The organism is Paludisphaera soli (assembly GCF_011064595.1).
Taxonomy (GTDB): Bacteria; Planctomycetota; Planctomycetia; order Isosphaerales; family Isosphaeraceae; genus Paludisphaera; species Paludisphaera soli.
In genome coordinates this window covers 63,224-90,129 of sequence record NZ_JAALJI010000008.1, presented here as the reverse complement: position 1 = coordinate 90,129, position 26,906 = coordinate 63,224, and the positions used below count along the sequence as shown (strand labels likewise).

Below are 26,906 nucleotides of genomic sequence, written 5' to 3'. Positions count from 1 at the left end.
TCCTGCCCGATTCCCCGACGCCCGGCAAGGCCGATCTTTCCGCCCTGACCCGGCGAACGTGGCCTAGGCTTGCTTCTGGAAGAGTCGGAGGCATCCCTCGACGCGGCAGGACATCAAAGAGGATCGCCATGCAAACGGAAAGAGGGTGGAGGTGGGACGACCCGACGTCGTTCGCGACGGCGACGCTCGCCCCGCGCGCGAACGGGGACGCCGAGGCCGAACGTCGGGCGTCGGCCGAGTCCGCCGTGCACGATTTCGTCGCGACGGCCGCCGTCGCGACCGACCTCGTCGCTCTGTGCGAAGCCCTGGCGACGGCCGCCAGGCGGGCCTCGGGCGAGGACGGCGTCGCCGTCGTGCTGGAGTCCGGGGAGCCCGGCCCGGCGTCGGGCGCCTCGGTCATCCCGATCCGCGTCGGCGAGGGGAGTCGGAGCTGGGGTCGGTTGGAACTGGACCTGAGGGGGTCCGCCCGCCCCGCGGTCGTGACTCGTCGGCTCGAATCGCTGGCGACGCTGGCGGCGATCGCAATCGAGCGGATCCGGCGCGATCGCCGCGGCGGCCCGTCTCGGGCCCGAGACTCGTCGATCCACGACGCCGGCCTGCTGGGGACCGTGGTGCCGTTCGCCCTCAGCCAGGCGAGGCGGCACAAGGAGCCGCTGTCGATCCTCTTCCTGGCGATCGACCGACTGCGAGGGGTCCGCGAGCTGATGGGCCCGGACGAGGCCGACCGGGTGGTGGGCCGGGTCGGCGTCGGGATCGCGGGGCTTCTCCGCTCCAGCGACCTGGTCGGTCGGCTCGACGACGACCGGCTGATGGCCGTCCTCCCGCGCTCCGAGCTGCACGACGCCCGCCGCGTGGGCGAGAAGCTCTGCCGGGGGATCGCCGCGGCCGAGGACCTGCTGGGCATCCCGATGGAAGCGTCGCTCTCGATCGGCGTGGCCTCGTTCCCCGCCAGCGGCACAACGCTCGGCGAGCTGCTCGACGCGGCCGAAGCGGCCCTCGACGAGGCGCGGACGCTCGGGCCGGGCCGGGTCGTCGCCGCCCCGCCGGTCGGGATCGCTCGCGACTGAAATGTGGTGGTCATGAACATGAAGCGGGGGGACCGGATCCCGGCTCAAGGAAAGCCGGGGCCCGATCCCCCCTCTTTTCGTCTCCGGAGAAGGCTCGAAGTCACTTCCCGAAGTTCAGCCCGGGGTCGTTCGCCCCACCGCCGAGGGCCTGGAAGACGAAATGGGCGTCGTCCTTCCAGGTCACGCGACCGACCATGGCGTCGTCCGGATTCTCGGCGCGGGCGAGGGTCAGGATCCCGCCGGCGTAGGTGTAGCCCCCCGCGATCGGCTGGTTCCTCCCCTGTTGGGCGACGTTCCAGGTGAACGTCCCGTCGTCCTTCAGTGTCAGCTCGATCGAGGTCGTGGGGTCGGGGGCGGCCTTCCAGGTCCCCACCAGGCTCGGCTCGTTCGCCGGCGCGGCCGCCGCCGCTTCGGGCTGGGGCTGGGCGGCGACGGCCGCCGGGTCTTTCGCCGCCTGAGCGTCGGCGGTGAGGCTGTCCGCGATCTGCTTCGAGAGCGTGTCGGTCGGCTGGAGCCTCGCGACGGCGTTGAACTCATGCGCGGCCTGCTCGTTGAAGCCCTCGGTCAGGTAGTGGTAGCCGAGGACGAACCGGGCGGGCGCCGAGTCGGGGTGGGCCGATCGGTATTCCTCCAGGGCCCGGAGCTGCGCCGTGTAGACGTCGACGCTCGGATACAAACCGATCATGGTCGTCCAGTCCCAGCCGGGGCCGACGGCCAGCACCGCGTAGAGCACGCCGGCCGCCTGCTCGTACTGCTTGAGCGCGAACAGGCAGAGGGCGCGGAACTCGTGGAGCGCCGCGTCGTTGGGGAGGGCCTTGAGCGCCTCGTCGGCCAGCTTCAAGGCGCCGGGGTAGTCGCCGGCCTGGAACGCGGAGCGGGCGTCGGCGAAGGTCTGAAGCGCCGGGTCGTCCTCGGGGGCGGCCGTGGTGGTCAGGGGCTGCGAGTAATCGTAAGCCGGCGCGGACTCGACGACCTGCGGCTGCTCGACGACGCCGGGCTGCTGCACGATCACCGGCTGCTGGATGATCACCGGCTGGGAAGCGACGACGGCGTAAGGGTTGACGTACGGCCGGTATCCCCAATTGTAGATCGACGAGCCGAGCCCCCAGCCGGCGACCCCGCCGACCGCCAGGCCGGTGAAGAACGCGCCGCCGTCGTTCCAGAAGCCGTTGTTGCTGTTGCGGCCGTGCCAGTAGCCGTTCACCCAGGACTGGTGGTTGTTCCAGCCGGGCCGGCCGGCGTAGGCGGGCGGATAGCCCCCCCACCCTCCCGGCGGACGGCCCCCCGGCCCGACGCCCGGCGGACGACCGCCGGGACCGGGACCATAACCGGGACGCATCCCCCCCGGGGGGCGACCGCCGGGGCCGGGGCCCGGTCCCGCCACAGGAGGCCGGAACCCCGGATTCCCGGGGCCGGCGACGGGAGGGCGACCGCCGGGGCCGGGGCCCGGGCCCGCGACAGGAGGTCGACCACCGCCCGGAACGTTGAAGTTCGGCCGACCGGGCTGCGCGCCGAGATTCGGCCGTCCCGGCTGCGGGCCCGCCCCCGGCCCGGGGCCCGCCGGGCCGCCGGGCCGCTGGACCGCCGCGGGGGGCCTCATCTGGCCCTGCCAACCGCCCGGCGGATTGCCGCGCTGGATGTTGGGGGGCGGCGTGAACGACGGCGTGCGGTTGAACGACTGGCGGCCACCGGCTCCGCCGCCGGGGGGCATCCCCCCGCGCATCCCGCCGGGGACTCCGCCGCCCCCGCGCATCCCGCCGCCGGGGGCGCCGCCGCCGCGCATGCCGCCCCCGGGAGCCCCGCCGCCCCCGCGCATCCCGCCTCCGGCACGGCCGCCGCCGCCCCGCTGGGCGTGGGCCGAGATCGTCTGGAGGCACAGGCAAGAGGCGACGACGCCGGCGAGCGCGACGTTGAGGGTGCGGTTCATGGCTGGCTCCTGAGTTCGCCCGGCTTGGTGGAGGGGGATGTCGCGGAGGAGGGAGCAGGCGGGCGGCGGACGAGCGTCACGTTTTCGGACCCCGGCAGGGCGGACGACCCGAGCGTGCGGTCGGCGGACGACCAGCGAAGCACGTCGCGGCCCCGGCGGTCGAGCACGTTCGTCGCCGAGACCGACCGGCCGTCCTTCAGGACGCCCGTCGTCTTGACGACCCAGCGGTCGAGGCCGATCTCGCGCGACCAGAGGCCCTCGGAAAAGCCCCCTTCCGAGTCGAACGTCCACGAGCGGAACTGCTCCAGACGCGGGTCCCAGCCGATCCGCTGGACGCCCGACATCACGAACGAGCCCGCGGCCTTCACGCGGTACTTGCGGACGAGGAACGCCCCCTCCTCCGCCCAGTCGAACGTGGTGTGGACCTCGGCGTCCTCGTCCTGGTCGATCCACTCGCCGACCAGCCATTCCAGCTCGGCCAGCCGTTCGCGGGGGGACGGCTCGTCGGCCGCCGCCTCGGTCTCGGGGTAGTCGTGGATGCAGTCCTGGAGCCAGCGGCCGTCCTTGCGGACGTAGGCGGCCGAGTACCTGAACCGCGAGATTTCGGGCTCCTCGCCCTCCTCGCCGGGAATCGTGATCGCGGCGATCCCCGCCTCCAGGGCCGCGTCGGCGCCGAGGAACCGGAGCGAATCCGGCTTCACGACGATCGTCTGGCCCGGCTCGGCCTCGAACCGCTCGGCGAACCGGCGCTCGATCGCGGCGCGGCCCTCGATCGGCGGCGAGCCTTCGGTCTCCAGGCGGGCGTCCTCGGTGAACAGGGCGGCGATCGCCGGCGCGTCGCCCGCGTCGAACGCCTTCACGAACCCCGCCAGGACGGCCTGGACGGCCTCCCGGTCGGCTTTCTCGTGCGCGGCGGCCGGAGCCTCCTCCGCCAGGGCCGCTCCGCCGACGAGGCCGAGGCCCAGGCAGGCCGGTAGGATCCACGCGCTCGGGTGTCTGGACATGGGTGAATCGCCTTTCTCCGCCTGGCGGCCCGCCCCCGACCCCGCGGCCGGACGCGCTGGCTTCCTATCCCAGGAACCATACGCGGCGCGGACGCCGGGGGCGACGGGACATCCGGAGAATCCCTGCAGAATCCGGGCCGAAGTCCGCGTCCGAACGGGCGTGTCGGGGCGAGGGATGTTCCCAGCGGGGGCCGCGCGGGGCTATGATGGCACCTTCACGCCGCGCGGCCGGCCTTCGGCCGCGCCGGTCGTCCTCATTCGCCGCCCGGCGCCAGGCCCCAACTTTCGGATCACGAATGGCCGTCGACCTCCCGCAAGCGATCGCGATCCTCAAGATCATCTTCTTCGACCTGCTCCTTTCGGGCGACAACGCGGTCGTCATCGGCATGGCGGCCCACCGCCTCCCCCCGGCCCAGCGCCGGCAGGCGATGATCTGGGGCTGCGGCCTCGCCATCGTCATGCGGATCGGCCTGACCCTGGTCGTCTCCCAGCTGCTGGCGATCCCCGGGCTGCGGTTCGTGGGGGCCGTCCTCCTCGTCTGGATCGCCTGCAAGCTGCTCCAGGAGGAGGGTGAGGCCTCGTCCGAGCACTCGCAGCACGCCCCCAACTCGCTGTTCAAGGCCGTCCAGCGGATCGCCCTGGCCGACTTCATCATGAGCCTGGACAACGTCCTGGCCATCGCCATCTCCGCCCAGTCGTCGGCGCAGATCGTCATGGGCCTGGTGCTCTCGATCGTGATCCTGCTCTTCCTGAGCGCGATCATCACCGAGCTGATGAACAAGTTCCCCATCATCGCCTACGCCGGCGCCGCGCTACTGGCCTGGGCCGCCGCCGAGATGATGGAGCACGACCTCGCCGCCCTCTTCCACAACGGCTACGTCGCCGGCTGGAGCGAGTTCCCCGCCTGGGGCCTCTGGGCCCTCCGCATCGGCCTGGTGACGCTCTGCCTGACCGTCAACTGGTGGTATCCCGAGCCCGCCGTGGAAGATCCGGGGGGCGACGAGGACATCGAGCCCCCCGCCGTGGAAGCCGACCCGGCGGTCGACCCGGCCGCCGAGGCCTGAGCCGCGACCCCCGGACGGGATGACGTCCGGTAGGGTGTGCACCGCCCACCGCGTTTTGATCGGAGAGGCGTACGGTGCCAGCCGCACCCGGGTCGATGATGTCGAACCGGCGGGAATCGCCCGTCACGGAATTTCAATCATTCGAGGCTTGCGGCCGTCGAGCCGTCACCCAAGTTCGATTTGGCGAGCTTCCGCGCGGGCTCCGTCTCGCGGATCCAGGCTTCCCTTCGTCAGCCGTCATAATCGCAGAATAGGCACTTGTTCAGCGTGACATCCGCCGCATCGGACAGCTCCAGTCGCACGCCGTCGACGTGCACGTCAAACCATTCGTCCGGGAGTTCGAAGAATCCCTCCGCCTGGATAGCCGCGCGCACCTCGTCCTCCAAGGCTCGCTGTCCCTCTGGTACGCCGGCGTTCACGACGCCTTTGTTTGGGCTCTTGTAGCGGGTCCAGAACAGGCAGAACGTCGGCGCGACGAAGCTCAGATGGATCGTCAGCACCCAACACTCACCTCGGCCGCCCGCTCCGATGGCCACCTCGAACTGGTTACAGAAGCCGTAGTCGAAAGAGGTCGTGTTGCCGACGTGGTGCGGCCTGGCGGCCCTGCCGACCGAATCCAAGCAGCGTGCGGGATCCCAGCCGAGGAGCCACCCGTTGGGTGGACCGTCGCGAAATCGCTCTTGGACCAGGCGAATGAGGTCGTCCAGCCGAATCGGATTGGTCACCAGGATCCCTGCCATTCCCACATGATCCGGTAGGGTGGGCACCGCCCACCGCGTTCGCATCGGAGTGGTGGCGCCCACCCTACCGGATTTCCTTCGAAACGCGAAGACGCCCGGAGCCGTGACCGGCCGGGGCGTCTTCAGGTTTTGCGGTAGGCGGAGCATCAGGCCCGCCGCGGTGGGGAGCGGGGGTGAGGGCGGCGCGGCGGGCGGTTCGAGCGGTCGCGATCGCGTCCGGGGGTTCCCCCCACGCGGACCCGCTCCGCACGGCCTGGTCGGGCGGTGCGGGGCGACTGTCCGCGAGAGCGGGGGGCCGGAAGGCGTTCGCGACGCTCACGGGGCCGCATGGACCGGCGGAGCAGGCCGAGTCCGGCGGGCCGGGCGGCCGTCGGCGAGGCGGCCGCCGTCCCCTCGGGCGCGGGGCGCTCGGGGAGGGGCGACGCGATCGTCGTCGGACGCTCGGATTCCGTCGGGACTTCGGCGGGCACCTTCTCGGCGACCTCGACAGGGGCCCACGTCTCGACCGGGTGCTCGACCTCCACAGGGACTTCGGCCTGGGCTTCGGCCTGGACCGGCTCCGACTCCTGCACTTGCGGCGTCCCCTCGGAGGCGGGCTCGGGCTCGTCGTCGGGGACGGCTTCGGGAAGGGCCTCGGGCTCCCAGGACTCGGCGAGTGCAGAGGGCGCGATGCCGTACTCCTCGCCGGGGGGCTCGACGAGTGCAGAGGGCGCGATGCCGTACTCCTCGTCGATGGTCGTGGGGGCCGCTTCGTCGGCTTCGGCAAGGGCCGGCGAGTCGATCTCGCTCGGCCCCTCGTCGAAAGCCGACGCGGGCGTCGCTTCCGTGGGCGTCTCCGGCTCGACGGCCCGGCCGGCGTCCGCGAAGGCGTCGGGCGCGGGGGGCGGCGTCGGTTCGGCGTCGGCCTGGGCTTCGGTCTCGGCTTCGGTCGGGGCTCCGATCTCGTCGGGGGTCTCGGGGCTGGTCGCGAGGGGCGGCTCGGCCGGCACCTCGGCGTCGGACGAGGCGTCCTGGTCTTGCAGGTCGGCCCGGACGAACTTCCCGGGGCCGACGCGGATCCAGGTGGGCTGCGACGACGACGCCTCGGCGAGGGCCGCCGCTTTCGCCGCCCGCTTCCCCTTCGCCCGGCGCTTGCGAGGCTTGGGGGGCTCGGCGGCGGCGGCGTCCTCGGCCGGAGCGGCCGCCTCGGCCTCGCCGCCGATCGCGCCTTCCCCCGGCGCGTCGCCCGCTACGGCCTCGGTAGAGGCCTCCGCGGGCTCGGAGGCTGGGGATGGTGCGTCGGCGGTCGGCGAAGCGGTGGCTTCCGGCCGTTTTGGCCGGGGCGCGGCGAAGATCAGGACCATCGCGGCCATGTAGACCGGCGTCAGCCAGATCGAGATCGTGGCCACCACCAAACTGGTCACGCCGGTCAGGATCACCAGGCCGACCACGCCCCAGAACTTCCCCGACGTCGGCCGGAGGATTCCGGCTTCGGCGAGGACGTTCGCGGGGCTGGGGCGGCCGTCGGGCACCCGATCGACTCGTGACCAGGGCTCGGCGTGGCGCTGGGTCGAAGTCTCGTTCAAGGCGGGACCATCCTGCATGGAGCGAGGCCGGTTCCGGCCGCCCGATCGCCCGGGTTTCCCCAGTCGTCGAGGGTCGGGGACTCGGCAAGGTTGACTCGTCCCGATCCGTCGTCGGGGGGCCGCGAGCGTCCCGAAAGAGCGCCCCGCCCCCCTACCGTTGATCGGCCCCTCCGCGTGGTCGATTGACCGATTCGAAGCCCCCCGCCCCGCGATCGGGGCCGGGCGAGACGCAGAACGCGCACCGCCGGACTTCTCGGCGCGGATCGCCGGGAATCCGTCCGACATCGGCCGATTCCGATGCGTCCCGGCCCCCCGCCGGCCGAAGGCGCCTTGCCGCCTCGGGGCCCGGCGTGCGATCCTGGACGCACTCCCCTCGGACAATCGTCGATCCGGCGGTGAGGGGTGGGGAGCGAGCTTGAGCCATGACCGGACGTCGCAAATGGTGGTGGATTGTCGGCCTGATCGTCGCGGCGTCGCTGGCGCTCGAGGTCGGGGTCCGGATGGCGCGCGGGCCGCGTTCCGGGCTCATCGTCGTCAACGGCGGCGACGCGCCGGTGAAGGACCTGGTCGCCTCGTACGCGGGGGTCAAGGTGCTCGTCGGCGAAGTCGCCCCGGGCCAGTCGGCCCAGGTCCGCCTGGAGAACGCCCCCAGCGACGTGGTCACCCTGGCGTTCAGCCAGGAGGGGAATCCCGCCACCGGCCTGCTCCTCGGCGGCGACGAACTCGACCAGGCCCGCCGCGAGGGCCTGCGGATCGTCGTGGTCGTCAAGCCCGGCCAACTCTCCCGCTACATGGAAGACGACGTCTCGACCGACGAACCGTCCCCCCTGCTCCGCCTCGTCCGCCGCGTCATGGAACGCATCCGGCCCGAGTTCTAGACGATCGACCCGAGGGCTTCATGCGTCATCGCCCCTTGCTCCTGGTTGTCGTGCTCGTCGCGACGACCCTCCTGCTCTGGGTCCTGGCGGCCCATCCCATGTGGCTCCTCTCGATCGCTTCCCATCGACTGGCAGGCTGATCGAGGTCGCGCCCGGTCGGCCAGCCGACCGACGAATGCGACGGCGAGTCCGACCAACCCGCCGAGCATCGCCCCCGCCAGCGGTGCCGCGGCGGCGTTGAGCAGCCGGGCGACGGTGGCCGGGTCCAGGCCCGTCAACGTTCGATGATACGCCACCTCGAAGGTCTCGAAGACGAGCATCGCCGCCAGGCCCGCGACCAGACCGCCGAGGAGGGCCGATCGGCCTCTCGACCGCCACCAGGTCGCCCCCGCCAAGGAGACCACGAGGACTTCAGCCACGAGCACGACGGACTCCGGCCGGCGGATCATCGTGAGCGGCATCGCGCCGAGGGCCGTCAAGATCATCAGCCGAAGCAGCGAGATTCGGGGATTGATTCGGGGCAACGGGTCCTCCCGGGATGGTGCCTGGTTTCGACGGTCCTCGAGAGCCGACGTCCGGGCGACACCGAGGTCACAAGACCTTCGTCGACGAGCCCCGAACATTAATCGAGGTTGGGATCGAGGTCCGACGCCGGGGGGCCGAACCCGGACGATCCTGGGGCTTGCCAGCGTGAATCCAGCATCAACTGGATCGACCTGACGCCCGAGACGTTGGATTCGTTCGACCAGCCGTCCACGTCGGTGAGGATGTCGCCGCTGAGCCTCCACCCGTACCCGACCCTTTGCCCCAGCGCGATCACCTCGACCACCTGGTCGTTCCAGGTCCCGCCTTCCGGTTCGACCCAGAATGCCGCGACGAAGCCTTGGAGCTTCGGATAGGGCTCGATGCTGCGATCCAGCGCCTCTCGGTCGAGATTGCGTCGGACCTGCTCGAAGAGACGCAGCGTCTTTGCTTCCGACCTGGCGTCGGTCCAGATTTTCCAGAAGGAGCGGACGGCCATTGGGTTGGTCCAGGTTCCGTAGCCCGTCACCGACTGACGATGACTGGCGAGCCGTCGAAATCGACCAGCCGGGAACGGCCGGCGACCTTCGTGAACGCGACCGGCAGGGCGGACGGAGGTTGTAGCAGGAAGGCTCCCCGGGCCGTCGTGCGAAGGGCAGACGTGCACCGCAAGGAGACGAGGCTGGTCTCCATCATGTCGCGGTCGACCCGCCTCGGGGCAAGCCCTGTCCCTCGGGAGCCTGATTTCAGGACCTCCGGTCTCCCGCACCCGCGATCCCGGACCATAGTCAACGTGGGAGATGCTGCGCAGGGATTCCTCGCATTTCGACGAGGCCGTCTTCCCTGGATGCCTCGCAAGGCCCGGACCCCCGTGGAAACCTACGCAGGCTCGCATAGTCCTCATTCACCACCAAGTCGTGGCTGAAAACCTCAGGGTGCCACGGGGTCGGAGAACCCGTGGACCGGCCGGGGATCTCAGCTACGGCTCGGGATCGGCCCGACGCCGATTTTCAGGTTCTCCGAACCCGTGGCACCCCGTTCAACACCCCGAGTCGGTGGTGCTGAGCGAGGAGTGGCCAGGCGCGCCGAACGAACCCAATCTCTCTGGCGGATGCAAGTCGTGAAATCCGAACGTATTGCGTTTCAAGAAGAGTCCGCAGGCCGCGCGCGAACGAACCCAATCGAAGCCGATTCCCGGGGCGCATCCGGGGGATCGCCGCGATCGGCCGGCGAGGACCACCGCCATGCCAATGGGCCTGATGGAGCCATCGTCGCACGGTCGAATCGCGCCGAACGAACCCAATCCTCGCAGTGGTTGCAAATTAAGGAAACCCAGGAGGTTGCGTCGGAGAATCCGCTCGCTGGTCGTGCGCGAACGAACCCAATCGAAGCCGATCCCTCAGACCGCCGGCGGGGGTCGAAGCTCAGAGGACGTCGCGCGGCGGGGGGCTTCGGGACATCGTGCCGCGCCGAACGAAGCCAATCTCGATCCCGGAGGATCGTCAGGTTCCTCATTTCGAGGCGTCGCCGTCGCGAAGCCGCAACCTGGCGGTCGCGCACGGGGGCCGAAGAGGCCCGACGCCTCGCACGGCGCTCGACGCCGGGGTATGATGCCGGATCTCCGAAACGACGAGCCAGCCAGGGGAAAGGACGAGACGACGCGATGGCCCAGACGACCCGGACGTTCCTCGCGATCGACGTCCCCTCGCCGATCTCCGAGCGGCTGTCGAAGCTCCAGGCGAGGCTCGCGCCGCTGGTCCCCGAATTCCGATGGACCGACGGTGCGCCGTTCCACATGACGCTGGCGTTCCTGGGGGATGTCCCCTACATCGACCTGAACGCCGTCTGCGAGGCCGCCGCCAAGGCCGCGCGGACCTGCAAGCGGTTCGAGGTCCGCATCGCCGGCCTGGGCGCGTTCCCGAAGCCGGATCGGCCCCGGGTCGCCTGGGCGGGGTTCGACGGCCCCGGCGTCGAGCCGCTCGCCGCCCTGCACAAGGCGGTCGTCGACCACCTTCGCGCCATCGGCCGACCCCCCGAGGACACGCGGTTCACGCCGCACGTCACGCTCGGCCGCCTGAAGGCGGGACGCGGCAAGGGCCCGACCGCCGTCGCCCCGCCCGACCTGGGCGAGATCCTCGCCAGATACCACGACTGGTCCGCCGGCGAGTTCACCGTCGGCGAGGTCGTCGCCTACTCCTCGACCCTGACCCCCGAGGGCCCCACCCACGCCGCGCTCGCGCGTGGGCCGCTGGCATCGGCACGGACTCGCACCGAGACTTGACCCGAAACCCGAGACGTGCTACACTAGTGATCGGGCGTACAGAACTCTGCTCGATATGAAGGAGCCTTGGTCGTGGCGAAGCGACAGGTTGCAACCGAAGCGAAGGCGGCGCCGGTCTCCGCCGAGATGAAGGCGCTGAACACGACGATCAGCCAGATCGAGAAGACGTTCGGCGCCGGCTCGATCATGAAGCTCGGCGAGGGGAGCCACCTGGAGGTCGAGGGGATCTCCACCGGGGCCCTGTCGCTCGACCTGGCGCTGGGGGGCAAGGGCCTGCCCCGGGGCCGGATCATCGAGCTGTTCGGGCCGGAGTCCAGCGGCAAGACGACGATCGCGCTGCAGACGATCGCCAACGCCCAGAAGAACGGCGGCGTGGCGGCGTTCATCGACGCCGAGCACGCGCTGGACCCCTCGTGGTGCAAGCGGCTGGGGGTGGACATCGAGTCGCTCCTGGTGAGCCAGCCCGGGAGCGCCGAGGAGGCCCTGCAGATCGCCGAGATGCTGGTGCTGTCGAACGCGGTGGACATCGTGGTGATCGACTCGGTGGCGGCCCTGGTGCCGAAGGCCGAGATCGAGGGCGAGATCGGCGACAGCCACGTCGGCCTGCAGGCCCGGCTGATGAGCCAGGCGTTGCGGAAGCTGACCGGCGGCGTCTCGCGGTCCAAGTGCGTCCTGGTGTTCATCAACCAGATCCGCGAGAAGATCGGCGTGATGTTCGGCAGCCCCGAGACCACGCCCGGCGGCCGCGCCTTGAAGTTCTACAGCTCGTGCCGGGTGGACGTACGGCGGATCGGGCCGGTGAAGGACGGCGAGGAGATCACCGGCTCGCGGGTGAAGGTCAAGATCGTCAAGAACAAGGTCGCGCCGCCGTTCCGCACGTGCGAGTTCGACATGATGTACACCAACGGCATCTCGCGCGAGGGGGACATCCTCGACATGGCCCTGGCCGACAAGCTCGTCGAGAAGTCCGGCTCCTGGTTCAACTACGGCGACATGCGCCTGGGCCAGGGCCGCGAGAAGGTCAAGGAGAACCTTCGCGAGAACGTCGCCCTGGCCGAGGAGATCGCCGCCAAGGTCATGGCCAACCGCGCCGGCACCGTCGCCGCCGCCGTCGCCGCCGGGGTGGGGATCGACGAGGACGAGGACGACGAGCCGCTCGACGGGATCTGAGCCGAGCTTGCCGACGCCTTCCCCGCCGTCAAGGGTAAGGCGTCGGTTCATATGTTGTTGTTTAGGAGTTCCCCGGGCGGCGCCTCGGCCTCTCAGTTCGCCCCCATCGTGCGGACCGGCCGGACCGCGTCGGGCGCGACGGGGAGGCAGAGCAGGACGCGGGACTCCGACGTCAGCGGGACGAGCGTGCCCGGCCGGGCGGCGGCCACGGGGACCAGGGTCTTGATGAGCCCGTGGACGCTGCTCGCTCCCTCCGGGGCGTGGATCAGGGCGTTGGCGCCGACGGCCAGCACGGCGTCGGGCGGGTACTCGTTGCCCAGGGCGCCGGCCAGGTGGATCTCGCCGTCGGCCCGCATGTCGAACGCCAGGCCCAGGGCGGCGAAGTCGACCTCGGGCTTGCGGGGGTCGATCCGGACGGGTCGCGAGGCCGGGCGGAAGCTCATCTCGCGGGCGAGGGCCGCCAGCAGGTCGGCGCCGACTTCGCCGGGGCCGGAGGCGAGCTTGCCACGGGCCTCGATCCAGCCCGGCCCCTGCCCCGGCCGATCGCCCCATCGGGCGTTCTCGATCGACACCCGCGCCTTGCCGGCGAGCCGGTGGCTGGGGAACCTTCGGCCGACCAGGGACGCGAGGTCGACGTCGTGGAGGTCGCCCGCGAAGTCCCCCTCCCAACCGCCGCCGCCCGAGCGACGGAGCGTGAGCCGGCCGTCGACGCGGGCGGCCTCGCCGAGCCAGCCGCTGGCGTCGAAGAAGACGTTCAGCGCGCGGGCCGGCAGCGGCAGCCCTTCCAGTGTCTTGAGCGCCAGCGTGGTCTTCACCGGGTCGACCTTTCGGTCGCGGCTCAAGGTCAGCTCGCAGCGGGTCTTCGAGCCCGGCTCGACGACCCGGTAGGCCACGCGGACCGTCGGGCCCGACGCCTCCGACGCCATCGTCGCCGCGAGGTCCTGAAGCTGGAAGCCCAGCCCCGGCCCGAGGTCGAGCCGGCACGCGGGCGCGGTCAGCTCGACGCGGTCGTAGGGGACCTCGCCGGAGCGCTGGAGGAGCGAGCCGACCTGGGTCATGGCCAGGTCCGGGCTCTCGCCCCGCAGGGCCAACTCGTCGGCGTGGACGACCAGGTCGCGGCCGGACTCGACAAGGCGCAGCGACGCCGCGCGGGCGATCTCGGCCAGCCCCTTGCCCCGGGGCTCCTCCTGGCGGAGGACGATCCCCCGGAAGCGGACCTCGCCCGGGCGGGGATAGGCCACGGCGTCGAGCGTCACCTGGAGCCCCAGCCGACGGCCCAGGGTGATCTCCACGTCGCGGACGTGGCCCGGGCGGTTGATCCGCCAGGCGTGGAACGCGGTGAAGCCCGTGGGCAGGACCGTCAGGGCCGCGAGGGCCGCCGTCGCCAGCCCCTGGCGGGCCGGTCGCGAAAGGGGGAACATCCGTGCCTCCCTCGAATCGGACGAAGTGCGCCGAGGACGGTCGCCGTCGCCCGGCTCCTCCGGGCGGCCCGCGGCCTGGCGCGTCACCTACGTTGTATCGCCCGGCTCGGTCGCGCGAATTGAGCCGGCTCGGGACGCCCGGCGGGCGACCGTGAGGGTTCTACGGGCGCTCGGCCCAGTGGTGGAGCTTCTCGCGGTTCAGGGCGTGAACGGCGGCCATCGTCGCCTTCAGCGAATCGAGGCTGGAGCCGTCGAACCGCTCCAGGAGGGCGGCGGCGATCTCGAAGCCCACGACGTTCTCGACGATCACGCTGGCGGCGGGCACCGCGCAGACGTCGGACCGCTCGTAGGTGGCCGGGGATTCCTGCTTCGTCGCCATGTTGATCGAGGGGCCGCGACTGGCCAGGGTGCTGATCGGCTTCTTGGCCGCTCGGACGACGATCGGCTCGCCGTTGGACGTGCCCCCCTCGATCCCGCCGGCGTTGTTGGAGGGCCGCCGGAACCCGTGGCGGCGGTCGTCGGCGTCGTGCTCGGGCTCGTAGCGGATCGGGTCCATGACCTTCGAGCCGGGGCGCTTGGCGGCCTCGATCCCCAGGCCGATCTCGACGGCCTTGATCGCCTGGATCCCCATGACCGCGCAGGCGAGGCGGGCGTCGAGGCGGCGGTCGGGCTGGACGTGGCTCCCCAGGCCGATCGGGCAGCCGGTGACGACCGTCTCGACGATCCCGCCGAGCGTGTCGCCGGCCTCGCGGGCGGCGTCGATCGCCGCCACGATCGCCGCGTCGGCCTCCGGGTTCAGCGTGTAGACCGGGCTGGCGTCGCGAACGGCCAGGTCCAGGCCCAGGGGCGGCGCGGCGATCCCCCCCAGCTCGGCGACGTAGCCGAAGACGGTGATCCCGACCTCCCTCAGCACGAGCCTCGCCAGCGCCCCGGCGGCCACGCGAACGGCCGTCTCGCGGGCGCTCGCGCGTTCGAGGACCTGGCGGATGCCCGTCTGGTAACTGATCGAGCCCGCCAGGTCCACATGCCCCCCGCGCGGGGCGGCGGGCTCGGCCAGGCGTTCGAGCTTGGCGTCGTTGTTGATCAGGCGGAGCGTGATCGGCGCGCCGGTGCTGACCCCCTTGAAGGTCCCCGATTCGATGGAGATCCGGTCGGTCTCCAGCTTCTGCCGCTTGCCCCGGCCGTAGCCCCCCTGCCGGCGCTCCAGCTCGCGGTCGATGAACGACTTGTCGAGCGTCACCCCGGCGGGGAAGCCCTCGACGATCGCGGTCAGGGCCGTTCCGTGCGATTCACCGGCGGTCAGGTAGCGGAGCATGGGCGGGTCTTTCGGGCCTTCGTCGGGGCGGCGTCAGCGCCAGGGGAACGGGCGGCCGGTCAGCAGTTCGTAGGCTTCGATGTACTTCGATCGGGTCCGGGCCACCACGTCGTCCGGCAGCGCGGGGGGCGGGCTGGACTTGTCCCAGCCGGTCGCCTCCAGCCAGTCGCGGACGTACTGCTTGTCGAACGACGGCTGCGGCCCGCCGGGCCTGTACGTCTCGATCGACCAGTACCGGGAGCTGTCGGGCGTGAGGACCTCGTCGATCAGCAGGAGTTCGCCGGTCCGCTCGTCGAACCCCCACTCGAACTTGGTGTCGGCGAGGATCAGGCCCTTCTCGCGGGCCGTCTCGGCGGCCTTGCCGTAGACCTCCAGGCTCCTGGCCCGGAGCGTGGCGGCGACCTCGGTCCCGAGCGCGTCGGCCATCACGTCGAACGAGACGTTCTCGTCGTGCCCGGTCTCGGCCTTGGTGGCGGGGGTGAAGATCGGGTCGATGCGATCGCTCTCCACGAGCCCCGGCGGGAGCTTCACGCCGCAGACCTCTCCCGACGCCCGGTACTCCTTCCAGCCGCTGCCGGAGAGATAGCCCCGGACGACGCACTCGAACGGGGCGACCCGGGCCTTGCGGACGAGCATCGCCCGCCCGCGCAGGTCCTTGCGGGCCCGGTCGTCGAGCGCGACGGGGAAGTCGTCGACCTGGCTGGAGATCAGGTGGTTGGGGACGCCCAGACGTTCGAACCAGAACTCGCTGAGGCTGGAGAGCACCCGCCCCTTGTCGGGGATCGGCGTCGGCAGAACCCAGTCGAACGCGCTGATGCGATCCGTGGCGACCAGCAACAACTGGTCTCCCAGGTCGTACACGTCGCGGACCTTCCCCTGCTTCTTGGGAAGGCCCTCCAGGCCCGATTCCGAGATCGCCACGACCGCCTCCACCCGACATCCGTTCATCAACGCGCCGGGGTTGAATCTAATCAAATCCCCCGATCGCGGCAAGACCCCGACCAGTCGCCCAGGAAGGGGGCCGCCCCTCGTCACCGCCGGCATCCGCGCCGTATAACCTGGTAGACGCAGGGCCGGGCGCCGAGACGAAGCCGTTTCGCGGTCGCGGTGGATGATGAACGAGACGCCGAGGAGTTTGCTGGATCGGCTCCGAAGCCGGCCGGACGACCAGATGTCGTGGCGGCGGTTCGAGGCGCTTTACGCGCCCCTGATCCGGGGATGGCTCTTCGGCCAGGGGGTGCCGGACGCCGACGCCGACGACCTGGCGCAGGAGATCCTCCTGGTGATCTTCCGGGAGATGCCGAGCTTCGACCACAACGGTCGCAAGGGGGCGTTCCGGAAATGGGTGCCGTCGGTGACGGTCAACCGACTTAGGGGATACTGGCGGGCGAGGCGAAACGGGCCGCTCAACGGCCATGACGAGCGGCTCGCCCTGCTCGAAGACGAGGGCGGCGAGCCGGGGCGGGCGTGGGACCGCGAGCAAGACGAGCACGTCGCCGCCCAGGTCATGAGACTGGTCGAGCCGGTGTTCGCCCCCTCGACCTGGCGTCCGTTCCGGCTCGTGGTCGTCGAAGGTCGATCGGCGGCGTCCGTCGCCGAGGAGTCGGGGCTGTCGGTCAACGCGGTCCTGATCGGCAAGTCGCGCGTTCTGCGTCGGCTCCGCGAGGAGGTGCGGGGCCTGGTGTCTTGAGGTCGGGTGGGGCGGTTGCGTCGATTTCCCGCCACATCGCACGCGAGCCTGACAGGGTGCGACGATCGGCGCACTCTCTTGTCGGTCGCCGGCAACGCGGGCATGAGCCGTCGCGCCGGCCTCGTCGGACCATCGATGACACCGGGAGGAGAACGCCGCGATGAGACTTCCCCGATCGCTCCGCTTCCGGGCGACGCTCGCCCTGGCCCTGGCCGCACCGTTCGCGGCCTCCCCGACCCGCGCCGATTGGCTCGACCCCGGCTCGTTCGCCTCTCTGGGGGCGCTCAACCTGACCAGCGGGGCCTACACGATCAACACCGACGGCAGCCCGACGCTGCGCGACTCCGCCGACAACATCCTCTTCACCGGGACGACGTACTCCCAGGGCGGCGGCTACAATCCGACGATCTCGGTGCTGACGTTCAGCTCGATCAACATCGGCGCAGGGGTGACGATCACGGCGATCGGGGCGAATCCCCTGGCCCTCCTCTCGCAGTCCACGATCGTGCTGACCGGCGCCTTGACGGCCGACGGGCTGGAGGGCATGACTCCAGCGGGCTCGGGGGCGACGGCAAGGGAGGCCTGGGGGGAGCGGGCGGCGGCAAGGGGGGCGATGGCAGCCAGACCGGCGAAGGGCCCGGCGGCGGCCCGGGGAGTCCCGGCGGCCTGCCGAACAACGCGGGCGGCGGCGGTTACGGGGGCCAGGGGGGAGCGAACGATCGGGGGCAGTTCGGCGCCGTCTACGGCGACCTGCACGACCTGCTCCTGGGCGGTTCGGGCGGCGGCGGCGCCGGGCTCAACCTGTGCCACGCGATCGGCAGCGGCGGCGGCGGGGGTGGAGGCGCGATCGAGCTGGGCGCCTCCGATTCGATCCACTTCGGGGTGGGGTCGTTGCTCTCCGCCAGCGGCGGGGATTCCGGCAACGCCCTGGCGGCGAACGCCGGCGGCGGGTCGGGGGGCGGGCTCTTGATCCACGCGCCGACGATCGAGACGAGCGCGTTCTCCACGATCAAGGCGGAGGGGGGCTCTTACTTCTCGGGGGGCGGGCGGATCCTCGTGCTCACCGAGACGGCGACCATCATCCAGCGCGGGAGGACGATCTCGACGGGGCCCGGCGGCGGCGCCAACAATCAGCAACCGGGCGTGGTCGAGTTCGGCTACCTGGGCGGGCCGGCGTCGGTCCCCGAGCCCTCGTCGCTGGCGCTGGCGCTGCTGGGCGGGCTCGGCGCGGCGGCGCTGGCCCGCCGCGCACGGTCGTGACGTGACCCTCGCGGAAGCCGGCCCGGGATGCTGAAATGGGGCGAGGGACGATGGAGCCTCCGCAGCCATGAACGAACCCTCGGCGACGACCCACCCCCATCCCGAACCCGACCTCCTCGCCGCCTTCGGGCGCGGGGAGGTCGAGCCGTCCGACGCCGACCGCGTCGAACGGCATCTCGAATCGTGCGACGCGTGTCGCGAGGCGCTGGAACTCTCCTCGGTCGACGATCCCCTCGTGGAACTGCTCCGCGAGGCGGCCGCTCGGGGCAGTGCCGAGCCCGGGACGACGACGCCCCCGGCCCCGTCGGGCTATGAACTGGAAGCGATCATCGGCCGGGGGGGGATGGGGGTCGTCCATCGGGCGCGTCAGGTTGGGCTCGACCGGCTCGTCGCGCTCAAGCGGATCGCCGCCGGGACGGACGCCAGCCCCGCCCAGCTGGCGCGGTTCCGGGTCGAGGCCGAGGCCGCCGCTCGCCTCCGCCATCCCAACATCGTGCCGATCCATGACGTCGGCGTGATCGACGAGGCTCCGTTCTATGCGATGGAGTTGCTGGAGGGGGGATCGCTGGCCGACCGCCTGGCCGCCGGGCCCCTCCCCGCTCACGAGGCCGCGACGCTGGCGCGGGCGATCGCCCACGCTCACCGCGAGGGCGTGGTGCATCGCGACCTCAAGCCGCCGAACATCCTCTTCGACGCCGAGGGGGCGCCGAAGGTCGCCGACTTCGGGCTCGCCAAGTTGCTCGGCGCGGGCCCGGCCACGCGGACCGGAGCCCTGATGGGGACTCCGTCGTACATGGCGCCGGAACAGGCTTCGGGCTCTACGGTCGGGGACGGGCCGGCGGTCGACGTCTACGCGCTGGGGGCCATCCTGTTCGAGTGCCTGACGGCCCGGCCGCCGTTCCTGGCGCCCTCCCCCGTCGAGACCCTCGACCTCGTCCGATCGAGCGAGCCCCCCGCGCCGGGGAGGCTCCAGCCCGGCGTCCCGCGCGACGTGCAGACCATCTGCCTGAAGTGCCTGGAGAAGGATCCCGCCCGGCGCTACGACTCGGCGGCGACGCTGGCCGACGATCTCGACCGGTTCGCGCGCGGCGAGCCGATCCTCGCGCGGCCGTCCGGCCCGCTCGACCGGGCCTTCAAGTGGGCGAGGCGGCGGCCCTCGCAGGCGGCGTTCGCGGCGCTGGTCGTCGTCGCCTCGGCCGGGGGCCTCGCGGGGGTCCTGGTCCACAACGCTCGGCTCCGCGAGGCCCTGGGACGGGCCGAGGCCGCCACCCTGGAAGCCGGTCGCCAGCGGGCCGCGGCCGATGCGAACTATCGCGACGCGCGCGAGGCCCTCGGCCGCCTGACGGCCATCCACGAAGACCCCCGGTTCCGTCACGTCCCCCGCCTGGACGAGCTGCGGCGGGCCCAACTCGAAGCCGCCCTCGGCTTCTACGACCATGCGCTGACGCGGGCCGAGCCGACCGACGTGGCGGTGATCCGCGACACGGCCTGGGCGGCGATCGAGGCCGCGAGCCTCCAGGTCGAGCTGGGGCGCAAGGTCGACGCCGAGGCGAACCTGCTCCGGGCGCGTCGCCTGCTGGAGTCGCTCGCCCGGGACGATCCGGACGACGCCGAGCTGACCCGCCCTCGGATGATCTCCCACATCAAGCTGGGCGTCCTGCTGATGAACGACGACCCGAAACGGGCGATCGTTGAGCTGGAACAGGCCCTCGCGCTGGCCGAGCGGAGCCCGGAGCCCGCGTCGGGATGGGGCCGGCACGACCTCGCCTGGTGTCTGCACAACCTCGGCTCGACCTGGCAGATCGCGGGCCGGATGGACCTGTCGGAACCCTACCTCGCCCGGGCCTTCGCCCTCGACGAGGCGATGCTCGCCGGCCGCCCCGACGACGCCAAGCTGGAAGCCTCGACGGCCCAGACCCTGATCAACCTGGGCAATGCGCGGGCCTCGCTGGGCCGCCCGGACCAGGCCGAGGCCGACTACGCGAAGGCCGCCGACCTGCTCGCCCGCGCGATCACCGCCCAGCCGCAAGTCCCCTCGCACGCGGCCGACCTCTGCGACCTGGACGTCAATCGCGGCAACCTGCTGGTCGGGACGGGGCGCGTCGACCAGGCCGTCGCGCTCTTCACGACGGCGATCGAGCGGATCGCCCCCCTGCTCCGCGACGATCCGGAATCGTTGCGCCTGCTCCAGTCGCTCCAGAACCTGCACGGGGCTCGCGCGCAGGCGCTCGAGGCCGCCGGTCGATTCGCCGAGGCGCTCCCCGATTGGGATCGGGTGCTCGCGATCCTACCCGATCGGCCGGGGAGGATGGGCCTCCGCTTCCTCCGCCTGCTCTGCCTCGCGCGCGGCGGGGACGCCGGACGCGTGCGGGCCGAGGCCTCCGCGATCCTCGAACATCCCGACGGGCCGCTCGCGCCGGCCGATCGTTACAACGTCGCCTGCGCGCTCGGGATCGCGCTGGGGGAAGGGGTCGCTCGCCGAGCCCGACCGCGCGGCGACGGTCGATCAGGCGCTTCGGGAACTGGCGCAGTCGCTCGCCGCCGACCCCGCGCTGCGGGCCGCCGCCCGCGACGACGCCGACCTCGCCGTCTTCCGGGACCGCGACGAGTTCCGGGAACTTGTCGCGGCCCCGTGACTGCGGCGAACGGACGGGGGGCGGTCAGGCGCGGGAGCCGAAGCGGCCCTTGGCCTCGGCGAGCCGATCCCTGAAGAGGTCGAACGATTCGGCCTCGGCCGCGGCCCGGTTGCGGTGGAGCCGCGCGGCGACGAAGGCGTCGAGGGCGGTGATCCCCACGATCGAGCCGATGGCACCCAGCACGTTGCCGCGCTTGGGGTTGTCCTCGGTGCAGGCGCTGGCCAGGGTGGCCAGGTCCAGGCCGTCGCCGGCCACGCGGCCCCACATCCAGGGGGTCGGGTCGCTCGCGGTCAGGATGCCGACGCCCGTGGCGATCTCGCGGACCCCGTAGGCGGCCAGCAGCCCGGTGCGGTGCTCCATCCCCAGCGCCCGGCCGATCTGGCGGCCGGCGGCGATCTCGGCGAGGCCCAGGCCGATGCTGAACCACCCCAGGCCCTTCGCCAGTTTCCTGTCGTCCATCGTTTCGCTCCTCCGTCGATCGAGAATCGTCGCCCGGGGCACGGCCGGGCTCACGGAGGGATTCCAACTGCAAATCGCGAGCCTAGGCGTCGCGGCGCGGGCCGCGTCGGGACGCTTCCGCGAGGTCCGACGGTCGCGGCTCGGGACGCCCGCCCGACGTCCATCGGTGGATCGCCACGCCGGCGGCGAGGCCCAGGCCGAACCCCACGGCCAGCCTGAGCAGCGGATGCGGCACGTCGGGCGGGATGGAGATCACGCCTTCGGAGTCGGCAGTCGCCGGGCGGGGGACGTAGCGGCCGTGGGCCGGGACGGCGAGGCGGTTGAAATCGAAGGCGAGGGCGTGGAGCCCCATGCGGAGGGACTCGCCGGCCAGGGGCTCGCCGTGCCCGGTCCCGGCCGTCTCGGGCTCCAGGGTGGCGAGGATCTCGACCGAACGCCGGGCGGCCCCCCAGTCGCTGGTGTAGTACATCGGCGGGCCGTGGATCTCCCGGCGCTGGGTCATGACGGCGAGCGCCGACTCCTGCTTGGTCGCGACGAAGGCGTCGCCGACCACGAGCGTCCGGTCGGCCTCGCGGAAGAGGGAGACGTGGCCGGGCGTGTGCCCCGGCGTGTGGACCCAACGCCAGCCCGGCATCCCGGGGACCGAGCCGTCGGCCGGCAGCGGGTGGACGCGGCCTCCCAGGTCGATCGGCCCGCGCGGGTAGAGCCACGAGAGGGTCGCCATCGCGCCGCCGCCCACCGTCGGGTCCGGGGGCGGGTACGACGACCGGCCGGTCAGATAAGGAAGTTCGAGCGGGTGCGCGAAGACCGGCGCGTCCCAGCGCTCGGCCAGCGTCGCCACCGCGCCGACGTGGTCGAAGTGCCCGTGGGTGAGGATGATCGCCGAGGGCCGGGCCCCTTCGCCGAAGCGTCGGGCCGCGGCGTCGGCGATCGAATCGGCCCAGCCGGGGATCCCGGCGTCGATCAGGACCCAGTTGCGGTCCCCCGCCTTGCCCGCGAAGAAGACGTTGACCAGGGCCGTTCGCAGGTACGCCAGGTCTTCCGCGAAGGGCCTGGGCCATTCGTTCTCCGCGAAGGCGGGGATCTCGGCGCTTTCCGGTTGGGGTACGCTCATCTTCGATGTCTCCTCATCCGCGATCGGCGGCGCCTTGGGATGTCCGACCTCGCCGAATTCGACCGCAACCGCCGTGCCGGTTCAGCCGAGCCTCGTCGCCAGGCCGTCGAGGATCATACCCCAGCCGGCGCGGGCCTGCTCGTGGTAGGCCGGGGCGAGCCTCTCGTGGGTGAGCGTCAACTCGCAGCCCGTCTCCAGGGGGACGATCTCGACGATCAGGCGGTCCTCCTGCTGCGAGTACTTCGGCACCTTGAGGGTGAAGGCCAGGCGTCGTGGGCGGTCGATCTCCAGGTACTCGCCGACGTGCTCCACGTCCTCGCCCTCGCGACGCTCCACGATGGCGTAAGACCCGCCGACGCGGGCGTCGACCTCCACGCGGACCATCGCGCCGGTCGGCGTCGCGAACAGCCATCGGCCGACCGTGGCGGGGTCCAGCCAGGCGTCGAACACGCGTTCGGCGGGGGCGGCGAATCGGCGGACGAGCTTCAGGGCGACGGCGGGCTCGATCGGGGCCGACATGGGCTTCCTCCTCACTCGGGGGGCCCGGCCGCGTCGTCGGACTTCAGCAGCGCGTCGAGGGCGTCCAGCCGCGCCGTCCAGGCGGCGCGCTGGGCCTCGATCCACGCCGCCGCGTCGTCGAGCGGCTTCGGGTCGATGGTCAGGAACTGCTCCCGCCCGGCCCTGCGCCGCCGGACGAGCCGGCCGCGCTCGAGCACCCGGATGTGCTTCGACACCGCGTTCAGCGACATCCCGAACGGGCGCGCCAACTCGGTGATCCGGGCCTCCCCCTGCACCAGCAGGCGGAGGATCGCCCGCCGCGTCGGGTCGGCCAGGGCCAGCAAGGTCTGATCCAGGTCGGACGGCCCTTCGCTGATCGCCATCATTCAACCGAGAGGTTGAATGATTTTAGGTTGCGGAGTCGGGCCGTCAAGCCGTCGGCTCCGGGGCGACGCGGACGATCAGCTTGCCGAAGTTGCCGCCGCGGAGCATGCCGATGAACGCCTCGGGGGCCTTCTCGAAGCCGTCGACGACGTCCTCGCGGTAGCGGACCTCGCCGCTCTTGACGAGCGGGGCGACCTCGGAGAGGAAGTCGGGGAGGAGGTCGGCGAACTCGTAGACGATGAAGCCGCGGAGCGTCAGGCTGCGGGCGAGGATGCGGCCGAGGGTGGCCGGCAGGCGGTCGACCTCGGCGGCCCCTCCGCCGTTGTAGTGGGCGACCAGGCCGCAGACCGGGACGCGGGCGAACCTATTGAGCAGGGGCAGGACGGCCTGCCAAACCTCACCCCCGACCAGCTCGAAGTCGATGTCGATCCCGTTCGGGCAGGCCTCGGCGAGCCGCTTGGGGAAGTCCGGGTCGCGATGGTCGACGACCGCGTCGAACCGCAGCTCGTTGCGGACATAGGCGCACTTCTCGGGCCCGCCGGCGATCCCGACCGCCCGCAGCCCCGCGTGTTTCGCGAGCTGGCCGACCATCGAGCCCACCGGCCCGCTGGCCGCGGCGACCACCAGCGTCTCCCCCGCCTTCGGCTTGCCGATCATCCGCAGGCCGGTGTAGGCGGTGAAGCCAGGCATCCCCAGCACGCCCAGGGCCGTCGAGATCGGCCCCAGCGCCGGGTCGACCTTGCGGAGCCCCTCGCCGTCGGAGACGCCGTGCGTCTGCCAGCCGAGCCCCGCCAGGACGAGATCGCCCGTCGCGTAACCGGGCAGGTTCGATTCCAGGACCTCGGCGACGACTTCGCCGTCCATCACGCCGCCGACCGGGACCGGCGGCGCGTAGGACTCGCGGTCGTCCATCCGGCCCCGCATGTACGGGTCGAGCGACAGGTAGATGGTCTTCAGGAGCACCTGGCCCTTCCCGGCCTCTGGCGCGTCGAACCGCTCCAGGCGGAAGTTCTCGGGCGTGGGCTCGCCCTGGGGACGCGAGGCCAGGACGATGCGGGCGGCTGGCTGGGACACGAGTCGGCCTCCGGGTTGGACGAGGGATGGCCTCGGGATCGGCTTGAGGTCCTCGGCATGCAAATCCCGGCCCGTCCCGCGCGGGCGACCGGGTCAGAGCTTCTCGACGTCGGCGGGCGTCGGCTCGACCCTAGGCTTGCCGTTCAGGCGGTGGCGTTCGGCCGAGATCGCCTGGTAGACGGGGAGCCGGGCCCGGTTGATGCCGCCGAGCGGCTCGTGCTCGGGGAGCGCGTGCCAGGGGGTGAAGGAGAGGTCCTCGCAGAAGGCGCGGCGGGACTCGGTGTCGAACTCCTGGCGCGGGATGACGATTCGGGCGACCGGGATGGGCTTCGACGCCTTCTCGTCCCATTCGACGGTCGCGTCCTCGACGGGCATCGACCCCTCGTCGGCCTGGAGCTGGACGGCGAAGGTGAACTCCGCGTCCCGCTCGTCCAGCGCGGCCTTCATCGCCAGGCGGAGCAGGTCCGGCGAGTCGGCGCGCGGGGGGGCCTCGTCGGAGGCGGGGGTCGCCGAGTATTTGACGGCCTTCGGGCCCAGCCGATACGGCGTGGTGCTCCAGTACCGCGTGGTCAGCGGGCTGTCGGGCTTCTTGCTCAGGGAGTGCATCAGCAGCCTGAGCAGGCGGGCGCCCTTGAGGCCCCGGGGGGTGTAGAAGAGGGCGACGAGGGTCGCCAGGAACCGCCCCGTCTTCGGGAGCGGGGCGAGCAGGGTCCGCACGGTCGACGGCTCGACCCCCTTCGCCTTGGCGAACGCCTCGGTGAAAGGCGCGTACAAGCCCAGGTCGGGGATGAAGAAGACCTCGTTGTCGATCAGGATGAAGTCGTGGGTCGCGGCGTCCTTCTCCTCGGGGATCAGCTTCTCGCCCTCGACGTCGAGGAGCTTGATCGCCATGCCGTGGACGTCCCCCTTGCGGTCGTCCGCCTGGCCGCCGTTCGAGAATCGGACCAACGCCGGGAAGGTCCTCGCTTGCTGGAAGAGGCCGACGCGGCACTCCGGGGGCAGCCCGGACGGGTCGACGACGAACTGGGCGTCGACCAGGCCGTGGTGCTTCGGATGTTGGCCTCGCTTGACGGGGCGCTCGTCCCGATCCAGCAGCTTGAGGCTCAGGTCGACGATCCTCTTGATAGGGGCGACCTCGTGGGGCGGGATCGGGGCGGCGTGCGTGTTCATGGGGGGGCTCCTCGGAGGTGTCGAAGCGTCGCGTCCGGTACCCACGGTACTTTCCCGAGGCCGATCGGTTGTACGGAAGCGGGCCGGCCTTTTCCAAACAAATCGTCGCGAGGGCGGACTTTCGCGCGCCCGGCCGACGCGGCCGCATGGCGGCCGGTTGCGTGCCGTCCGATCCCGACGCACAATCGAACGGGCGGCGAGGGGCGACGGCGAAGGGCCACGATCTTGAAGGGGTGGGATTCATGAGTCGCGACGCGAGGATCGATCGGCGGGGCTTCTTCCGGGGCGTCGGCGCGGGCATGGCGGCGGGCTGGGCGTTCCCGAACATCCTGACGAGCCGCGCGCGGGCCGGGGCCGTCGCGCCGGGCGAGCGGATCCGGCTCGGGTTCGTCGGCGTGGGGCGTCAGGGGGTCAGCAACCTCAAGGGCTTCCTGAAGCAGGAGGGCGTCGAGGTCGTCGCGCTGGCCGACGTCGATTCGAAGCACCTGGCCGAGGCCGCGAAGGTCGTCGAGGCGGCCGGCGGCAAGGCGACGACCTTCGGCGACTACCGCAAGCTGTTGGAGGACAAGTCGATCGACGGCGTGGTCGTCTCGACCCCCGACCACTGGCACGCGCTGGCCACGACCGACGCCTGCGCCGCGGGCAAGGACGTGTACTGCGAGAAGCCGCTGAGCCTGACCGTGGCCGAGGGGCGTCGCATGGTCGAAGTCGCCCGCGCCGCCGGCCGGGTCGTCCAGACCGGCAGCCAGCAGCGCTCGGAGGAAGGCTTCCGACGCGCCTGCGAGCTGGTCCGCAACGGCCGGCTCGGCAAGATCAAGGAAGTCCGCGTCCTGCTCCCCAAGGTCAACTTCGCCGGCCCGGCCGTCGCCGATTCCACCCCTCCGCCCGAGTTGGACTACCAGACCTGGCTCGGCCCCGCCCCCGAGCGGCCCTACAACGAGAAGCGGGTGCATTACCTCTTCCGCTTCTTCTGGGACTACTCCGGCGGCCAGATGACGAACTTCGGGGCCCACCACCTGGACATCGCCCAGTGGGGCCTGGGCCGCGACGACTCCGGCCCGGTCGCGATCGAGGCCACCGCCCAGTTCAACAAGGACGGCTGGTTCGAGGTCGCCGAGACCAGCCGGATCGTCTACACCTACGACGACGGCGTGCGGGTGGTCTGCCTCCAGGGCGAGGGCAAGGGCCACTCCGTCCAGTTCGAGGGGGAGAAGGGGACCATCGGCGTCTCGCGCGGCAGCATCGCCTCCGACCCGAAGGAGCTGCTCACGGAGCCCCTGGCCGAAGGGGACGTGCGGCTGGAGGTCAGCGCGAACCACCACCGCAACTGGCTGGACTGCATCAAGTCGCGCGCGAAGCCGATCTGCGACGTGGGCATCGGGCATCGCTCGGCGACCGTCTGCCACCTGGGGAACATCGCCATCCGGACCGGCCGGAAGCTCGCCTGGGACCCCCAGGTCGAGACCATCCTCGGCGACGCCGAGGCCGCCGCGATGCTCTCCCGCCCCTACCGCGACCCCTGGCGGCTCCCCGAGCCCTCCTCCGTCAAGCTCCAGGCCGACGGCCCCGCGCGGGCCTGACCGGCGGACCCTCCCGAGGCACACACGGCCCCCCGCCCCGCCCGCCCCGACGCGGCGGGGGTGACCGCCCGGGCTCGAAACTGATAG

General features: G+C 71.8%; 25 protein-coding genes. 9 read left to right on the top strand and 16 right to left on the bottom strand.

Going from position 1 to position 26,906, the window contains the following annotated elements; all coding sequences use genetic code 11:
- The first annotated feature begins 128 nt into the window (after positions 1–128).
- Entirely contained in the window at positions 129–1,067 is a 939-nt protein-coding gene (locus G6O68_RS12715) for a GGDEF domain-containing protein (protein ID WP_165248269.1), read from the top strand.
- Between the two features lie 100 nt (positions 1,068–1,167).
- Here the strand turns inward: G6O68_RS12715 and G6O68_RS33430 are convergent, their stop codons facing one another.
- A complete protein-coding gene (locus G6O68_RS33430) occupies positions 1,168–2,994 on the bottom strand; it encodes a tetratricopeptide repeat protein (RefSeq protein ID WP_165248267.1) in 1,827 nt (608 codons plus the stop codon).
- Entirely contained in the window at positions 2,991–3,998 is a 1,008-nt protein-coding gene (locus G6O68_RS12705) for a YybH family protein (protein ID WP_165248265.1), read from the bottom strand. The genes G6O68_RS33430 and G6O68_RS12705 overlap by 4 nt, the downstream gene beginning before the upstream one ends.
- Positions 3,999–4,294: 296 nt before the next feature.
- Between G6O68_RS12705 and G6O68_RS12700 the strand changes: the two genes are divergently transcribed.
- Complete coding sequence (locus G6O68_RS12700) at positions 4,295–5,062, top strand: TerC family protein (protein WP_165248263.1); 768 nt, start codon at positions 4,295–4,297, stop codon at positions 5,060–5,062.
- Between the two features lie 230 nt (positions 5,063–5,292).
- Here G6O68_RS12700 and G6O68_RS12695 read toward each other — a convergent pair whose 3' ends face one another.
- Together G6O68_RS12695 and G6O68_RS12690 are read right to left on the bottom strand one after the other, a co-directional pair.
- Complete coding sequence (locus G6O68_RS12695) at positions 5,293–5,802, bottom strand: hypothetical protein (RefSeq protein WP_165248261.1); 510 nt, start codon at positions 5,800–5,802, stop codon at positions 5,293–5,295.
- A 146-nt stretch (positions 5,803–5,948) separates the two neighbouring features.
- On the bottom strand, positions 5,949–7,367 hold the full coding sequence (locus G6O68_RS12690; RefSeq protein WP_165248259.1) for a hypothetical protein: 1,419 nt from the start codon (positions 7,365–7,367) through the stop codon (positions 5,949–5,951).
- 422 nt (positions 7,368–7,789) lie between these two features.
- On the opposite strand from G6O68_RS12690, the gene G6O68_RS12685 reads away from it, so the two are divergent.
- Entirely contained in the window at positions 7,790–8,245 is a 456-nt protein-coding gene (locus tag G6O68_RS12685; RefSeq protein WP_165248257.1) for a hypothetical protein, read from the top strand.
- Here the strand turns inward: G6O68_RS12685 and G6O68_RS12680 are convergent.
- Both G6O68_RS12680 and G6O68_RS12675 read right to left on the bottom strand, forming a co-directional pair.
- Complete coding sequence (locus G6O68_RS12680; protein ID WP_165248255.1) at positions 8,242–8,769, bottom strand: hypothetical protein; 528 nt, start codon at positions 8,767–8,769, stop codon at positions 8,242–8,244. The genes G6O68_RS12685 and G6O68_RS12680 overlap by 4 nt on opposite strands.
- 98 nt (positions 8,770–8,867) lie before the next feature.
- Positions 8,868–9,266, bottom strand: coding sequence for a hypothetical protein (locus G6O68_RS12675; RefSeq protein WP_165248253.1), 399 nt, complete (start codon positions 9,264–9,266; stop codon positions 8,868–8,870).
- Positions 9,267–10,430: 1,164 nt separating this feature from the next.
- Between G6O68_RS12675 and thpR the strand changes: the two genes are divergently transcribed.
- A complete protein-coding gene (gene thpR / locus G6O68_RS12670) occupies positions 10,431–11,048 on the top strand; it encodes an RNA 2',3'-cyclic phosphodiesterase (RefSeq protein ID WP_165248251.1) in 618 nt (205 codons plus the stop codon).
- A gap of 72 nt (positions 11,049–11,120) precedes the next feature.
- Entirely contained in the window at positions 11,121–12,218 is a 1,098-nt protein-coding gene (gene recA, locus G6O68_RS12665) for a recombinase RecA (protein WP_165248249.1), read from the top strand.
- 92 nt (positions 12,219–12,310) lie between these two features.
- On the opposite strand, the gene G6O68_RS12660 is transcribed toward recA, so the two are convergent.
- From G6O68_RS12660 to G6O68_RS12650, 3 genes are all read right to left on the bottom strand, one after another.
- Positions 12,311–13,639, bottom strand: coding sequence for a hypothetical protein (locus G6O68_RS12660; RefSeq protein ID WP_165248247.1), 1,329 nt, complete (start codon positions 13,637–13,639; stop codon positions 12,311–12,313).
- 160 nt (positions 13,640–13,799) lie between these two features.
- A complete protein-coding gene (gene aroC, locus G6O68_RS12655) occupies positions 13,800–14,954 on the bottom strand; it encodes a chorismate synthase (protein WP_165248245.1) in 1,155 nt (384 codons plus the stop codon).
- A 33-nt stretch (positions 14,955–14,987) separates the two neighbouring features.
- Complete coding sequence (locus G6O68_RS12650) at positions 14,988–15,875, bottom strand: phosphoribosylaminoimidazolesuccinocarboxamide synthase (protein WP_165248243.1); 888 nt, start codon at positions 15,873–15,875, stop codon at positions 14,988–14,990.
- Between the two features lie 190 nt (positions 15,876–16,065).
- Between G6O68_RS12650 and G6O68_RS12645 the strand changes: the two genes are divergently transcribed.
- On the top strand, positions 16,066–16,644 hold the full coding sequence (locus G6O68_RS12645; RefSeq protein WP_206108087.1) for an RNA polymerase sigma factor: 579 nt from the start codon (positions 16,066–16,068) through the stop codon (positions 16,642–16,644).
- Positions 16,645–17,037: 393 nt separating this feature from the next.
- On the opposite strand, the gene G6O68_RS12640 is transcribed toward G6O68_RS12645, so the two are convergent.
- Positions 17,038–17,520, bottom strand: a complete 483-nt coding sequence (locus tag G6O68_RS12640; protein ID WP_165248241.1) for a hypothetical protein — start codon at positions 17,518–17,520, stop codon at positions 17,038–17,040.
- A 15-nt stretch (positions 17,521–17,535) separates the two neighbouring features.
- Here G6O68_RS12640 and G6O68_RS12635 point away from each other — a divergent pair, with 15 nt between their 5' ends.
- Together G6O68_RS12635 and G6O68_RS12630 are read left to right on the top strand one after the other, a co-directional pair.
- On the top strand, positions 17,536–17,904 hold the full coding sequence (locus G6O68_RS12635; RefSeq protein WP_165248239.1) for a PEP-CTERM sorting domain-containing protein: 369 nt from the start codon (positions 17,536–17,538) through the stop codon (positions 17,902–17,904).
- A gap of 67 nt (positions 17,905–17,971) precedes the next feature.
- Positions 17,972–20,614 carry a serine/threonine-protein kinase gene (locus G6O68_RS12630; protein ID WP_165248237.1) on the top strand — a complete coding sequence of 881 codons (2,643 nt, stop codon included), beginning with the start codon at positions 17,972–17,974 and terminating at the stop codon, positions 20,612–20,614.
- Here G6O68_RS12630 and G6O68_RS12625 read toward each other — a convergent pair.
- The 6 genes from G6O68_RS12625 to G6O68_RS12600 all read right to left on the bottom strand — a co-directional run bounded on the left by G6O68_RS12625 (position 20,565) and on the right by G6O68_RS12600 (position 25,239).
- The gene (locus G6O68_RS12625) at positions 20,565–20,999 is read right to left on the bottom strand and encodes a hypothetical protein (protein WP_165248235.1); all 435 of its coding nucleotides are present in this window, start codon (positions 20,997–20,999) and stop codon (positions 20,565–20,567) included. The genes G6O68_RS12630 and G6O68_RS12625 overlap by 50 nt on opposite strands.
- 82 nt (positions 21,000–21,081) lie before the next feature.
- Positions 21,082–22,113 carry an MBL fold metallo-hydrolase gene (locus tag G6O68_RS12620; protein WP_165248233.1) on the bottom strand — a complete coding sequence of 344 codons (1,032 nt, stop codon included), beginning with the start codon at positions 22,111–22,113 and terminating at the stop codon, positions 21,082–21,084.
- 81 nt (positions 22,114–22,194) lie between these two features.
- On the bottom strand, positions 22,195–22,632 hold the full coding sequence (locus G6O68_RS12615; RefSeq protein WP_165248232.1) for an SRPBCC family protein: 438 nt from the start codon (positions 22,630–22,632) through the stop codon (positions 22,195–22,197).
- An 11-nt stretch (positions 22,633–22,643) separates the two neighbouring features.
- Positions 22,644–22,997, bottom strand: a complete 354-nt coding sequence (locus G6O68_RS12610) for an ArsR/SmtB family transcription factor (protein ID WP_240911157.1) — start codon at positions 22,995–22,997, stop codon at positions 22,644–22,646.
- Positions 22,998–23,040: 43 nt separating this feature from the next.
- A complete protein-coding gene (locus G6O68_RS12605; protein ID WP_165248231.1) occupies positions 23,041–24,069 on the bottom strand; it encodes an NADP-dependent oxidoreductase in 1,029 nt (342 codons plus the stop codon).
- A gap of 93 nt (positions 24,070–24,162) precedes the next feature.
- Positions 24,163–25,239 carry a catalase family protein gene (locus tag G6O68_RS12600; protein WP_165248229.1) on the bottom strand — a complete coding sequence of 359 codons (1,077 nt, stop codon included), beginning with the start codon at positions 25,237–25,239 and terminating at the stop codon, positions 24,163–24,165.
- 242 nt (positions 25,240–25,481) lie between these two features.
- Between G6O68_RS12600 and G6O68_RS12595 the strand changes: the two genes are divergently transcribed.
- Positions 25,482–26,819, top strand: coding sequence for a Gfo/Idh/MocA family protein (locus tag G6O68_RS12595; RefSeq protein WP_165248227.1), 1,338 nt, complete (start codon positions 25,482–25,484; stop codon positions 26,817–26,819).
- Positions 26,820–26,906 lie beyond the last annotated feature (87 nt).

What these genes read in the sequence shown, in the direction of transcription:
- thpR (WP_165248251.1), top strand. Translation starts at nt 10,431, where the DNA reads ATGGCCCAGACGACCCGGACGTTCCTCGCGATCGACGTCCCCTCGCCG.
- G6O68_RS12625 (WP_165248235.1), bottom strand. Translation starts at nt 20,999, where the DNA reads ATGGACGACAGGAAACTGGCGAAGGGCCTGGGGTGGTTCAGCATCGGC.
- G6O68_RS12695 (WP_165248261.1), bottom strand. Translation starts at nt 5,802, where the DNA reads ATGGCAGGGATCCTGGTGACCAATCCGATTCGGCTGGACGACCTCATT.
- G6O68_RS33430 (WP_165248267.1), bottom strand. Translation starts at nt 2,994, where the DNA reads ATGAACCGCACCCTCAACGTCGCGCTCGCCGGCGTCGTCGCCTCTTGC.
- G6O68_RS12620 (WP_165248233.1), bottom strand. Translation starts at nt 22,113, where the DNA reads ATGAGCGTACCCCAACCGGAAAGCGCCGAGATCCCCGCCTTCGCGGAG.
- G6O68_RS12675 (WP_165248253.1), bottom strand. Translation starts at nt 9,266, where the DNA reads ATGGCCGTCCGCTCCTTCTGGAAAATCTGGACCGACGCCAGGTCGGAA.
- G6O68_RS12700 (WP_165248263.1), top strand. Translation starts at nt 4,295, where the DNA reads ATGGCCGTCGACCTCCCGCAAGCGATCGCGATCCTCAAGATCATCTTC.
- G6O68_RS12660 (WP_165248247.1), bottom strand. Translation starts at nt 13,639, where the DNA reads ATGTTCCCCCTTTCGCGACCGGCCCGCCAGGGGCTGGCGACGGCGGCC.
- G6O68_RS12595 (WP_165248227.1), top strand. Translation starts at nt 25,482, where the DNA reads ATGAGTCGCGACGCGAGGATCGATCGGCGGGGCTTCTTCCGGGGCGTC.
- G6O68_RS12685 (WP_165248257.1), top strand. Translation starts at nt 7,790, where the DNA reads ATGACCGGACGTCGCAAATGGTGGTGGATTGTCGGCCTGATCGTCGCG.
- aroC (WP_165248245.1), bottom strand. Translation starts at nt 14,954, where the DNA reads ATGCTCCGCTACCTGACCGCCGGTGAATCGCACGGAACGGCCCTGACC.
- G6O68_RS12600 (WP_165248229.1), bottom strand. Translation starts at nt 25,239, where the DNA reads ATGAACACGCACGCCGCCCCGATCCCGCCCCACGAGGTCGCCCCTATC.
- G6O68_RS12615 (WP_165248232.1), bottom strand. Translation starts at nt 22,632, where the DNA reads ATGTCGGCCCCGATCGAGCCCGCCGTCGCCCTGAAGCTCGTCCGCCGA.
- G6O68_RS12705 (WP_165248265.1), bottom strand. Translation starts at nt 3,998, where the DNA reads ATGTCCAGACACCCGAGCGCGTGGATCCTACCGGCCTGCCTGGGCCTC.
- G6O68_RS12645 (WP_206108087.1), top strand. Translation starts at nt 16,066, where the DNA reads ATGATGAACGAGACGCCGAGGAGTTTGCTGGATCGGCTCCGAAGCCGG.
- G6O68_RS12630 (WP_165248237.1), top strand. Translation starts at nt 17,972, where the DNA reads ATGAACGAACCCTCGGCGACGACCCACCCCCATCCCGAACCCGACCTC.
- G6O68_RS12610 (WP_240911157.1), bottom strand. Translation starts at nt 22,997, where the DNA reads ATGATGGCGATCAGCGAAGGGCCGTCCGACCTGGATCAGACCTTGCTG.
- G6O68_RS12715 (WP_165248269.1), top strand. Translation starts at nt 129, where the DNA reads ATGCAAACGGAAAGAGGGTGGAGGTGGGACGACCCGACGTCGTTCGCG.